Source organism: Paenibacillus sp. GCM10012306, assembly GCF_042649265.1.
Taxonomy (GTDB): domain Bacteria; phylum Bacillota; class Bacilli; order Paenibacillales; family Paenibacillaceae; genus Paenibacillus_AQ.
In genome coordinates, this window is sequence record NZ_JBHRYW010000011.1 from 48,713 (window position 1) to 61,448 (window position 12,736).

The following is a 12,736-nucleotide window of genomic DNA, read 5'->3' on the forward strand; positions in this document are numbered from 1 at the left end:
CGTTTTTTACACCGCTTCCTGTTTTTTACGAATATACACCGATAGTATCATGAATACGGCGAGATAACCGAGCAAAATCAGGATATTACTCCATTCCGGATGCGAACCCTGCACGATCTGCCAGGCACCATTTCCATAGTTGTAAGAAGGCAGCCAAACTCCGATTTTCTGCATCAGGCGCGGCAAAACCTCCAGCGGCATCCACATACCACCGGTTATAGCAAGGGCCATATAGACGGCGTTACTGACACCACTGGCTGTATCCACCCGTTTCATCGAACCCACCAGCGTACCCATTGCGAGGAAAGGCAAGGAGCCGACCAGTAGCCACAATCCGCTTAGCAGCCACTGCTCCATAGACAGCGAGACCCCATTTATGAGATAGCCTGCTGCAAAAATGCAGATGATCGAGAAGAGATGCATCATCGTCTGACCGAACATTTTGCCCAAAAAGTACACGTATCCCGGTAGCGGAGTAATACGGATAAAAGTCGTCCACCCCTGCGAGCGTTCCTGCACAAGACGAATGCCAAGCGTCATAATCGCTGATCCCATCACGCTGAAGGCCGCCATCGACATGAGATAATGTGCTGCCCAGGTCGGATCGCTGTCGCTCGTGTTTACGACCCGAGTGAAAATAAAATAGAACATGATCGGCATGAATAACGACCAAAATACATAGTAGGGATTGCGCACAATTCGCAGCATTTCTGCTTTGCACTGCATCGTTAGACTTCTCATCGTTAGATCGCCCCCTCTTGGTTCATTGTAAGCTGTTCAAAGGCTTCATCCAGCCGTCCCTGGTCAATGCGTACATCCTTCACCGGCAGACCAGCCGTAAAAATATCCCGCAACGCGTCATCCGTGTCTTCTGTAGTCACGAAGATTCGCCCGTCCTTATAGTAACAGCCGTCTATGGAAGGGAGAGCCAGCAACTGCTGCTGAAGATCCGGTCCACCAGTCGGTTGCAAAAAGGACAGCGAGCGCTTCACGATTCTCGCCTTGATCTCGTCCGGACTGCCGTCTGCCGCGAGGATTCCCCGGTTAAAAAGGAGAATACGGTCGGCGATATCCTCCGCTTCCGGCAGATAGTGCGTAGTGAACAGAATTGTCTTGCCCTGAGCTGCCAGTCCCCGCACCTTCTCCCAGAACCGCCGCCGGGCGGTAATATCCAGCCCGACCGTCGGCTCATCAAAGAACAGCAGATCAGGATCTCCAGCAAGTGCGAGCGCAAAGCCGAGACTGCGCTTCTGGCCACCCGATAGCTTCTCGGCATACCGGTTTAGATCTGCCGGGACAAGACCCGTTGCTTCCACCAGTAGCTTCTGATCCATGGGGCGCTCATAGTAACTGGAGATCAGGTTGATGATCTCCTTGACCTTCAAACGGTCCATGACACTGACCTCCTGCAGCATGGAACCCGTCTTCTCACGCACCGCCTTGTCTTTGGGATGCAGTCCAAAGATGGTTACAGAGCCTTCAGTCGGCTCCAGCAGACCCAGCATCATCAGGATGGCTGTGGTCTTGCCTGCTCCATTCGGCCCCAGAATGGCGGTAATCGAACCTTTGTTTATGTTAAAGCTAATGTTATCTACCGCCTTTTTCTCCTTGAATACTTTGCTGACGCCTTTCATTGCAATTACTGTCTCCATGCCCTATTCCCTCCCATAATCCGTTGAGTTCTTCTTCATGCATCTAATACTAATGTCAAAAAGGAGATGACATTAGTATGGAGTGTCACTGCTTTAAGTTGACAATTGTCACCTGTTGATCGAAAGAATCTTTCGGCCAAAATAAACATACATAATTGCATTTATTTGGATAATATCATTTTCCATTCGTTATAGATATAAGGAAATTCCCATTAAAAAATCCCCCGATTGAAGCCTAAGCTCCCGGGGGATTTCCTCTAATTGCTCTATATATTTCTGATAGATGTACCCAGAATTATCTACGCAGGAAGCCTTTTGCCTGTAAAAAGTCCTTCAACTGCAGACGAGCCGGCTCCGATAATCGTTTTGCCATCATTGCAGACCAAGGTGTGTCATTCGCACCGCCGGTCCGTTCACGCATGTATACCCGACTTTCTTCGTCATAAGCCTTAACCTGCTCCACAGTTGCCTTAGCATCATAGCCGTTGCGATGTAGCACAGCCTGAAGCGACAGACGCGGACGCAGCCCTGCCCTTGCTGCCGGATAACCAACGCACATACCGAATACAGGGTAGACCAATTCTGGAAGCCCCAGCAGCTCCGACACCTCTGCAATCTTAGTGCGGACACCGCCAATGTAGACGATGCCCAGCCCCAGCGACTCTGCTGCTACAGCTGCATTTTGCGCAGCGAGGGCCACATCGACTGTAGCGACGATCAGATTCTCCGTGGTGTCCTCATAGGAGGGGCTGCCGGCCAGATGTGGCGTGGACGCTTCCCGAAGGCGATACAGGTCTGCACACCAGACCAGAAAGACAGGGGACTGCTCGATATAGACCTGATTACCGGCTAATGCAGCAAGCTGGCTTTTTAATGCAGGGTCGGTCACTGCGATAACGCTGTACGCCTGAACGTTGCTGGAAGTGGAAGCCATCTGAGCTGCACCAATGATAGCTGCAAGCTGATCTTCGCTGACAGGGGTATCCTTATACTGACGAACCGAGGCATGTCGGTTCAACAGCTCCAGAGTTTCATTATTCGGTTTCATTACTCATTCGCCTCTCTTTATCCCGGAATTGGCTTCTCTTGCAAGCCTGTCTCTATATTAATAACATACATGAGCATACAAATAAAAATGTACAGACTAGTTGGTCTACCACCTGCCCGTGCGCTTTACCTCCTGAACAATCACCTGAATGCCCTCGTCGATCTGCTCCAACCGGGCGCGTGAAATGCTGATCCGTATAAATTTCTCCCGCTCCTGATAGTCGGTTAGATAGAATCCCCTTCCGGACACAACGCTGATCTTCCTCTCTTTCAGACGTTTAAGCAGGCGGTCCAGGTTCAGCGTTCCCGGCAGTTTAAACTGCACATAGACACCGGAACTACCGGGAGACACCTCAATCAAGCCCTCTGTGTTGTGCCGTTCAAGTGCCGCATACAGCGCGTCCATTCTCTCCCCGTACAGGTCCTTTATTTTGTGCTTGTGATGCTCATACATCCCATTCTTGATGTAGATCTCAAGTGCCGCCTGAGACAATAGGGAGGTGTCCGTATAACCTTTATGCGAACGAAAGGCCTCCAGCAGAGCTTCTGGTAACACTACCGCACCCAGTCTGAGACCAGGGAAGATAATCTTCGAAAAGCTTTTTAAATAAATAACGTGTGAAGTCTGATCATACGCATAAATGGGATCAAAACGCCGCTCCGTACCCAGATCGGCCATGTAGTCATCCTCAACGATATAGACATCGTATCTGGCGGCCAAGCTGGCGATGGCTCTCCGTTCCTCTGCGCTATAGGAGGTTCCAAGCGGATTCTGATACCTAGGCATTGTATAGAAAAATTTGATGTTCCCGCTCTTGAATTTCTCCTCCAGCTCCTGCAGATCAATGCCTGCTGCCGAACGAGCGATTCCACTGACGGGCAGACCCTCGCCCTCCAAATAACGCAGATAGATGTCGTAGCCTGGCTGTTCGACGAGAATTTGTGTCCCCCAGCCTGGAAATGGCATCTTGGCCAGAATTTCGAGCGCCTGCTGGATGCCCGAGGTGATAATGATCCGCTCTGCTTTGGCAAACACCTGATATTCAGCCAAATGGGATACCAAGGTATGACGCAGCGTCCCCCATCCCAAAATATCACTGTAAGTGAACAGGTGGTATTTGTAGATATCAATTGCTTTGTTGAGACAATGCTGAAAATCCAAATACGGAAATACGTTCAGATCGGGCGAAGCGGAGGCAAAATCCAGAGTCTCATGGCCAGTCGAAGGCCCCTGGTCCTCAGGTTTCTCCACTATGTAATATCCGCTTTGCGGAATGGAATATACTGTGTGTTTTCTTTCGAGCTCTCCATATGCCCTTAAAACAGTGCTAATACTGCACTCGTAGAATGCTGCGGCACTTCGCACGGAGGGCAGCTTTTGTCCAGGGCTATATTTCCCCTCCCGAATTTGGTTTTCCATATCCGCTAAGACGGAATGATACTTTTTCATAATGCCCTCCTATACAACCTTCGTCTCGCACAAAAAGTAGAATCCAATATTTTATCCTATAGATTCCCGCACCAAGCATACGTTCATGCTAACACCATTCTTCTCCATTCATTATAAACGAATCTTGCATCTGTATCGGTACAGTTATGAAAAACAGACATTGTAGGGCGACATAAATTCTTTTAATTTTAAAGTAACAAACAGAGGCGGATTCACTCTCCGCCTTGCTATAGAAAGGGAGATGCAACCATGCAGCCAAAAGGTCTCAAACTGGCATATATTCTCGCCGTACTCAATGCGGCTATCATCGGATTCTCATTTTTGTTTACCAAAGTAGCACTCGGCCACGCCGGACCGCTCGATACACTGACCTTCCGCTTCGCCGCTTCTTTCCTGGTGATGTCGATCCCGGTCGCCTTCGGCTGGGTCAAAATCTCCTACCGTGGCAAGCCTATTTTCAAGGCACTACTGCTGGCAACCATGTATCCGCTCGGGTTCTTCACGCTTCAAGTATTCGGACTCCAGCACGCCACCTCGGCCGAAGGAGGGATTCTCTATGCTTTTACACCGGTAGTTACGATGATTATCGCTTCGATCTTCTTGAAAGAAACAACGACGCTCCTGCAAAAGTTATGTATTTTCCTGTCCGTATTCGGTGTGGTGTTCATCTTTGTGATGAAAGGCAGCAGCATTAATCTGTCCAATATGACCGGAATTGTGCTGCTGTTCCTGACCTGTGTGGCTTTTGCCGGATACAGCGTGATGGCCCGTTCACTCACCAAGCATTTCAGCCCTGCTGAAATCAGCTACTTGATGATGGGAATCGGCTTCGCCACTTTCCTGATTATTTCGGTAACCGAGCATATCAGCAACGGAACAATGGGCCAGTTCTTCAAACCGCTGAGCAGCGATACGTTTATCTTATCGGCACTTTATTTGGGCGTCATTGCCTCACTCGTCACTACATTATCCTCTAACTATATCTTGTCCAAAATCGAAGCTTCCCTCATGAGCGTGTTCGCCAATCTCTCCACAATTGTATCGCTTGCGGCTGGGGCGATCTTTCTGGGTGAAGAAATCACGATGTACCACTTGATTGGCTCAGCTCTGATCATCGCAGGGGTTATTGGCACGAACCGTCTGGGCCGGAAAAAAGCTGCCGCAATTCCTGTTAATATGCCGATGTCTAAATCAGCAAAATTATGACCCTTATCTAAGAGAAAGTCATCGTGTCTTCCTGTCCTGATATTAAAAAAAGTCGCAGCTGCCTAATACGGCACCTGCGACTTTTTATTAATTCTGTCTACAGATTTTATGACGCTCCTGTCGACAGAAATCAACTCTATATTGCCTTACAACTTCACCCGCTGCAACCGCAGTGCGTTCAGCACAACAGATACAGAGCTGAAAGCCATCGCCGCTCCCGCGAGCCATGGGGCTAGGAAGCCTAGGGCCGCGATTGGAATCCCGATCGTATTGTAGGCCAGCGCCCAGAACAGATTCTGCTTGATGTTCCGCATCGTCTTGCGGCTCATCTCAATCGCATCCGGGATGCTCTTCAGATCGCCGCGCATCAGTGTGATGTCCGCGGCTTCCATCGCCACGTCTGTCCCGGTGCCGACCGCCATGCCTGTGTCGGCGGTCGCCAGCGCCGGCGCATCGTTGATGCCGTCGCCGACCATCGCCACCTTGGTTCCGCCCGCCTGCAGCTTGCGAACCTCCTCGGCCTTGCCCTCCGGCAGGACCTCGGCTAGCACCTTAGTGATCCCGGCCTGCTTCGCAATGGCCTCGGCAGTGATCTTGTTGTCACCTGTAATCATGACAACCTCGATACCCATCTTGTGCAGTGCAGCTACAGCTGCCCGTGAAGTGTCTTTGATCGTGTCGGCCACAGCGACGACCCCGACCACTGCCTTCTCGACAGCTACCAGCATCGCTGTCTTCCCTTCCTGCTCCAGTCCTGTCATCAGCGCCGTCCAGGCCGTAATATCCAGGCCTTCTTCTTCCATCATGCGGCGTGTACCAACCTTCACCGCTTGGGCATTCACCACAGCCGATATACCCCGGCCAGGTATGTTATTGAACTGTCCTGCTTCCGGCAGGGTCAGTCCTCTGTCCACCGCTCCGGCGACAATCGCCTCCGCAAGCGGATGCTCGGACAGCTTTTCCGCAGCGGCGGTCAACGAAAGCAGCTCATTCTCGGCTGCTGCCTTGTCATTCCCTGCAGCACTTTCAGCGATAATAACATCGGTCAGCACAGGTTTGCCGTTAGTTACAGTCCCTGTCTTATCGAGGACAACGACCTGAATGCCTTGTGCGGCTTCCAGATGCTCACCGCCCTTGAACAGAATGCCCAGTTCCGCTGCCCGGCCCGAGCCCGCCATGATTGACGTTGGTGTTGCCAGCCCCAAGGCACACGGACAGGCAATAACCAGCACCGCGATCGCTTTCTCCAGCGCTTCCGAGAACTGGCCGGGAGCAACACCGAAATACCAGATCAGGAAGGTCAAGACCGCAATCCCGACCACAATCGGTACGAAGATACCGGAAATGACATCAGCGATCCGCTGGATCGGCGCCTTGGAACCCTGCGCCTCTTCCACGACTCGGATAATCTGTGCAAGCGCAGTGTCCCGTCCTACTCGGCTGGCTTTCACCCGCAGCATTCCGTTCTTGTTCAGCGTTGCGCCAATTACAGTATCCCCGGGCTTCTTTTCCACCGGGATGCTCTCGCCAGTCAGCATAGATTCGTCCACTGATGACAAACCTTCTACGACCTCGCCGTCCACAGGTACTTTTGTTCCCGGTTTAACCAATACGATGTCGCCAGGAACTACCTCATCCACAGGGATGCTGATCTCGGCTCCGTCCCGAATAACGAGCGCGGTCTTCGCCTGCAAGCCCATAAGACTCTTAATAGCATCCGATGAGCGGCCCTTGGCCAGCGCCTCGAACCATTTGCCGACCAGAATCAACGTGATCAGAATCGCACTCGTCTCATAATACATCTCTACCGTATGATCCATGCCCGACATGTTAAGCGAATCAATTGTCAGGTATAAGCTATAGAAATAAGCAGCCGAGGTCCCTAGTGCGACTAGCACGTCCATATTGGCACTGCCATTGCGCAGCGCCTTATAAGCGCCGACGTAGAACTGCCAGCCGATAATGAACTGAACTGGAGTAGCCAATACCAATTGGAACCAAGGATTCATGAACAGATCAGGAGTAGGGATCCAGGTGGTAAAGGAAAAATGTCCAGCCATTGCCCATAACAGCGGCAAGGACAGAATAGCGGAGATGATCCATTTGTTCCGCTTATGCTTAATCTCCGCTCCCCGCCGATCAACATTGTCTTTGCGATCCTGCTTAAGCGTAGCTTTATATCCGATGCTGCTGACCTTCTCCATGATCTCTCGGGTCCCGATATCGCCTGGTGTGTATTCGACATGCGCGGTTTCCAGTGCCAGATTCACATTCACCGAAGCAATCCCCGGCATTTTCCCCAGCACCTTCTCTATACGTGCCGAACAAGCTGCACAGGTCATGCCCGAGATATCAAAATCGGCAGATTCTTTTACGGTATCATAGCCCAGTGCACGAATCTTCGCTTCGATCTCAGGCAGTCCGGCCACCTTCGGATCGAAGCCCACTGTCGCTTGCTCCAGTGCCAGGTTCACATTCGCACGGGAGACGCCCTCCATTTTGGACAACCCTTTCTCAATCCGAGCTGCGCAAGCCGAACAAGTCATGCCTGTAATTTGCAGAGTCGTCTGCTTCTCCTCCGGTACCGCTGCAGTGTTTCCCATCTTCTCCACCTCTTCACATACCCCCAAGGGGTATAATAATCTTCAAAAGAAAAGGCGTTGGCGCCTCGGGAACCAAGAAGGTCCGTACTGCTCCAAGCCTTATTACTGTGCTTCAAGTTAAACTACATCATACCCTTGATCTTCGATAGCTTCTTTAATGGCGCTGAGGCTAACCTTGTTCTCATCGAAATCAACGGCTACTGTCTTGGCTGACAGATCTACCTTCGCAGAAGCACCAAGATTCGATACAGCCTTCTCTACAGAACTCACACAGTGACCGCAAGACATTCCTTCAACGTTAAGTACAGCATTTGACATGATAATTCCTCCCTAATTTTTTGGCTCAAAATCAAAATCGGTGGTTGCGCTAAATGAGGGCGCTACGGGCTCGGAGGGTTCTTCCGATCGCTGTTAAATCCCGATTTCTAGATGGTAAAAAGAGTTATAGGTTGAAATCAGGATTTAAAGGCGAACACTATCGTTTCTACAGAATCCCTCCGACCCTTCGCTCTAATGCCCGCGTATAGTTAACCTCTAATTTTTAATTGGGCCAATTATTTCATTAATTTATTCACAGTCACCAGCAACTCGTCGATGACCTCATGCTCACCAGCTTCGATACGTTCGATAATGCAGCTCTTCATATGGCCTTCGAGCAGCAGCCGTCCAACACCGCCCAGTGCCGATTGAACCGCAGCCAGTTGATTAAGGACATCATCACAATAGGTATCTCGGTCAATCATTCCCTTGATTCCGCGAACCTGGCCCTCAATTCGGTTGAGTCTTGTGGTCAGCAGGCTCTTGAAATCGGAAGAGTGATGACTCTTACGCACACCAGAATCGGAAGTCCCGCATTCATCGCTGCAGGAATGCCCTGCCCGTTCTTTTTCATTAACAGACACATGCATCAGCCTCCTTGAATCCACTATAATATACCCCCCATGGGTATGTCAAGACTATCAAAAAAGTCACATCACCATACTTTTCTTTGATTTAATGATGCTGAAAATGAGTAAAAATAATTGTTTTTTGTTATAAAATAGCAGGAATTCAGGGTATGGAAGCGAATTCAATTAGAATTATACCCTTGTTTTTCCAGATAAATTCTTTGTATCCTCGACCCTAGGAAATTTGGGTACTTTCCCTTAAAATAATGGAACATCATGACATTGCACGAGAGGAGGGCTTATATTGCTCAACCGTACATTAAACTTTTTCAGGCGAAATATAGGCCAGTTGTATGCACTAATCGTTTGCATGGCTGGGTTTGGTCTCTTTGCCATCTATAATAGGGGTGCCTTTCTGCATTACGCTGCTTCGGACTGGGTATGGATATGCGCCATGTCGACAGCCGCAGTCATTCTGACCGTGTTCACTTTTCAGCTTCCTCCACAGGGCAATGGTTTATCCCTGGATTCTTCGGTGTACCTGGCCTGCATCTTTCTGTTCGGCCCTTCATTTTCATTAACGGTACTGTTGCTCTCTTCTCTTATTTCTTTCTTCCTGGAGCGGAATAAGGTTTGGTGGAAGCCTCTCAATAATTTTGCAGTCTATTCCATCATGATTTGTACATCTTCACTAATTTTCACCGCACTTGGCGGGGCTGAAGGTCCTCTGCTGAGCCATCACCTGTACGCCTATGCCGGAAGCATGGCTGTATATTTTATCCTAAACACGTTCTTGATTGGACTCTATTATTACGTCGTCTTCCACGAAAATTTGTACGATACGCTCAAAGGGATGCTCAGAGATACCCTTCTGGCGTATCTTAGCACGCTGGTGCTTTCACTTGTATTAACTATTCTGGTGTCCCACAACGAATTTGTCGGACTGGCACTATTTCTATGTCTAAGCGTGCTGCTCTCCTATTCATTCAAACAATTGTTCGCGATGTACCGCAGCATTGAGGAACGTGCCAACCGGGATCAGCGCACTGGATTGTTTAACCACAGCTATTTCGAGACGGCGCTGGAAGAAGCCATGCGCAAGTCCAAGGCCGACGGCTCTGCGCTTTCCCTGGCCATGATCGACATTGATGACTTCAAGAAATACAATGATCATTTCGGTCATTTGAAAGGCGACGGGCTAATTGTCTTCCTCGCAGAGCTGCTGAAAAAAGAGTCCAAGGGGACGGAGATTATCGTTTCCCGTTATGGCGGCGAGGAATTCACACTGCTCCTGCCTGCGCATGATACAGTTCAAGCCAAGCAGTTCATCGAACGGCTGCGTAGGACACTGAACCGTTCCCCTTTCGAAGGGGTAGAAATTTTCCCGCAAGGTTGTCTCTCCTTCTCGGCAGGCATCGCTGGCTACAGACCAGATGTGCATGAGAAATCAGAACTTGTCGAACACGCGGATCAGGCTTTGTATTATGCCAAGAAGCAGGGCAAGAATATGGTCCATATTTATGGCAACCAATCGCCATTGGAACGCGAGATTGATTTCAGCCAGGACGTGCGGGACATTGAGCAGCAGCTGAACCTGTTCATGTACAAAGATTTGGAGACCTTCAAGCACTCCAAGCGAGTGTTTCAATATGCCCTGGACATCAGCGGAATGCTCAATCTGGACAATCTCACCAAACGTCAGTTTACCCTGGGTGCGCTGATTCATGATATCGGGAAACTGGAGATTCCATGGGGCATCCTCAACAAGCAGGACAAGCTGGCGCCTGAAGAATGGGAAATGGTGAAATGGCATGTCACTTGGGGCAAACGAATGGCGATGACCAATGAAAAATTCAAGGATCTGGCGCCCTACATCGAGCTGCATCATGAAAGGTATGATGGACAAGGATACCCCTACGGATTCAAAGGTGAGGAAATTCCCCGCCTGTGCCGGATGCTGACCATCATCGACTCTTTTGACGCCATGACTACCGAACGACCTTACCAGCCTACAAAATCCATAACAGAAGCCATCGTGGAGCTAAGAGCCTGCGCGGGAAGCCAGTTCGATCCGCAGTTGACAGAGTTCTTCATCAACTATATCGAATCCAGAGCATTCCCAACAGAAGACGTGGGTTCAGAGCAGGCGTTACAAGGTACATCCTAAGCTCATAGACTTATATTCAGTATCTATTGAAGAGCATCGCTTCCGGTGCTCTTTTTCTTTGACTACATTTTTCAGACAGTGCCCAGAATAACTATAAAAGAAATTTGCATATTGCCACCCTATTCAAATTTGAATATAATATCCATGTTTCCTGATTTTCTGATGTTGAACACTATAATAAAAAGGAGCCTGTACGCATGCATTCGAAAGAAAGTAATCTTAAACTTGTAGTTGTAGGCCTGCTGCTCGGTATATTGATGTCTGCAATGGACAATACCATAGTAGCTTCGGCGATGGGCACCATCGTTGCCGACTTGGGCGGGCTGGATAAAATCGTATGGGTCACCTCTGCTTACATGGTTATGGTCATGGCTGGTACCCCGATCTTCGGCAAGCTCTCCGATATGTATGGCCGCAAACGATTTTTCATGTTCGGACTCATTGTCTTCCTGGTAGGCTCGGCGCTGTGTGGAACGGCGACTACGATTACCCAGCTTAGCCTTTACCGCGCGGTTCAAGGAATCGGTGGCGGGGCGCTGATGCCGATCGCCTTCACGATTGTTTTTGACATTTTCCCGCCTGAGAAAAGAGGCAAGCTCACCGGCCTGTTCGGGGCCGTTTTCGGTATCTCCAGTGTACTAGGCCCGTTACTGGGAGCGTACATCACTGATTATGTAGGCTGGCAATGGGTGTTCTACATCAACCTTCCACTGGGCATTGTCGCCATCTTCCTGATTGCATTGTCTTACAAAGAATCTGTTACCCATTCCAAGCAGCGTATTGACTGGGGCGGAGCCTTCACACTGGTTGCAGCCATCATCTGCCTCATGTTCGCCCTGGAACTGGGCGGCAATCAATATGCGTGGGACTCCTCCGTAATCCTCGGGTTGTTCGCAGGCTTTGCTGTTCTCCTAATCGCATTCATTCTCATCGAACGTGTAGCTGCAGAGCCAGTCATCTCGTTCGCCATGTTTGGTAAAAGATTGTTCGCAACAAGCAGCATTACCGCCTTCTTCTATGGTTCGGCCTTTATTGTGGCAACCATCTATATTCCGATCTTCGTCCAAGGCGTATTTGGCGGTTCAGCAACCAATTCCGGGCTAATTCTGATGCCGATGATGATTGGTTCCGTTCTAGGAAGCCAGTCAGGTGGTCTACTCGCAAGCAAGACAAGCTTCCGCAACATTATGATACTGTCAGCGATCTGCTTCGTTGCCGGGGTGTTCACGCTGACCACTTTGTCACCGGACACTTCTCGCCTGCTGCTCAATGTATTTATGGCCTTGACTGGCTTCGGCGTCGGCTTCTCCTTCTCGGTTCTGAGCATGGCCTCCATCCATAACTTCGGGATGCGTGAACGCGGTTCTGCTACTTCCACCAACACATTTATGCGTTCGCTCGGGATGACGCTCGGGATTACGATCTTTGGGATTATTCAGCGTAACAGCTTTACGAATAGCTTAACTGAAGCCTTTGGTGCCGGTGGCCAAACCGCGGCGTTCGGTGATCCACGTGCCGCTTTGACTCCGGAAGCCAGAGCCAAGATTCCAGCACCAGTTCTGGAGAAAATATCATCTGCACTCTCCACATCCATTGCGGATACCTTCCTGTGGGCCTTGGTCCCTGCAGTACTCGCTTTGGTCTTCGTGCTGCTGATGCCGCCAGGTGACCGTCTGTTGATTCCAGGTAAATCGGCACAGACGTCCCCCTCCAAGAGGTAAGCC

Annotated in this window: 10 protein-coding genes; 3 read left to right on the plus strand and 7 right to left on the minus strand. The window is 50.0% G+C overall.

Annotation, left to right across the window (positions count from 1 at the left end):
- Positions 1-6: 6 nt before the first annotated feature.
- The 4 genes from ACFORK_RS21735 to ACFORK_RS21750 form a co-directional block, all read right to left on the minus strand.
- A complete protein-coding gene (locus tag ACFORK_RS21735) occupies positions 7-741 on the minus strand; it encodes an ABC transporter permease (RefSeq protein WP_379202927.1) in 735 nt (244 codons plus the stop codon).
- A gap of 2 nt (positions 742-743) precedes the next feature.
- On the minus strand, positions 744-1,652 hold the full coding sequence (locus ACFORK_RS21740; protein WP_379202929.1) for an ABC transporter ATP-binding protein: 909 nt from the start codon (positions 1,650-1,652) through the stop codon (positions 744-746).
- Between the two features lie 295 nt (positions 1,653-1,947).
- Entirely contained in the window at positions 1,948-2,700 is a 753-nt protein-coding gene (gene nfsA, locus ACFORK_RS21745) for an oxygen-insensitive NADPH nitroreductase (protein ID WP_379202931.1), read from the minus strand.
- 105 nt (positions 2,701-2,805) lie between these two features.
- On the minus strand, positions 2,806-4,149 hold the full coding sequence (locus ACFORK_RS21750; protein WP_379202933.1) for an aminotransferase-like domain-containing protein: 1,344 nt from the start codon (positions 4,147-4,149) through the stop codon (positions 2,806-2,808).
- Between the two features lie 249 nt (positions 4,150-4,398).
- On the opposite strand from ACFORK_RS21750, the gene ACFORK_RS21755 reads away from it, so the two are divergent.
- A complete protein-coding gene (locus ACFORK_RS21755; protein WP_379202935.1) occupies positions 4,399-5,355 on the plus strand; it encodes a DMT family transporter in 957 nt (318 codons plus the stop codon).
- A 146-nt stretch (positions 5,356-5,501) separates the two neighbouring features.
- Here ACFORK_RS21755 and ACFORK_RS21760 read toward each other — a convergent pair whose 3' ends face one another.
- The 3 genes from ACFORK_RS21760 to ACFORK_RS21770 all read right to left on the minus strand — a co-directional run bounded on the left by ACFORK_RS21760 (position 5,502) and on the right by ACFORK_RS21770 (position 8,791).
- Positions 5,502-7,958, minus strand: a complete 2,457-nt coding sequence (locus ACFORK_RS21760; RefSeq protein ID WP_379202937.1) for a heavy metal translocating P-type ATPase — start codon at positions 7,956-7,958, stop codon at positions 5,502-5,504.
- Positions 7,959-8,075: 117 nt separating this feature from the next.
- The gene (gene copZ / locus ACFORK_RS21765; protein WP_379202939.1) at positions 8,076-8,276 is read right to left on the minus strand and encodes a copper chaperone CopZ; all 201 of its coding nucleotides are present in this window, start codon (positions 8,274-8,276) and stop codon (positions 8,076-8,078) included.
- A gap of 236 nt (positions 8,277-8,512) precedes the next feature.
- Positions 8,513-8,791, minus strand: coding sequence for a metal-sensitive transcriptional regulator (locus ACFORK_RS21770; RefSeq protein ID WP_379203189.1), 279 nt, complete (start codon positions 8,789-8,791; stop codon positions 8,513-8,515).
- Between the two features lie 424 nt (positions 8,792-9,215).
- Here ACFORK_RS21770 and ACFORK_RS21775 point away from each other — a divergent pair, with 424 nt between their 5' ends.
- Both ACFORK_RS21775 and ACFORK_RS21780 read left to right on the plus strand, forming a co-directional pair.
- Positions 9,216-11,012, plus strand: a complete 1,797-nt coding sequence (locus ACFORK_RS21775) for a bifunctional diguanylate cyclase/phosphohydrolase (RefSeq protein ID WP_379203192.1) — start codon at positions 9,216-9,218, stop codon at positions 11,010-11,012.
- A gap of 197 nt (positions 11,013-11,209) precedes the next feature.
- Positions 11,210-12,733, plus strand: a complete 1,524-nt coding sequence (locus ACFORK_RS21780) for an MDR family MFS transporter (RefSeq protein WP_379202941.1) — start codon at positions 11,210-11,212, stop codon at positions 12,731-12,733.
- The last annotated feature ends 3 nt before the right edge of the window (positions 12,734-12,736 follow it).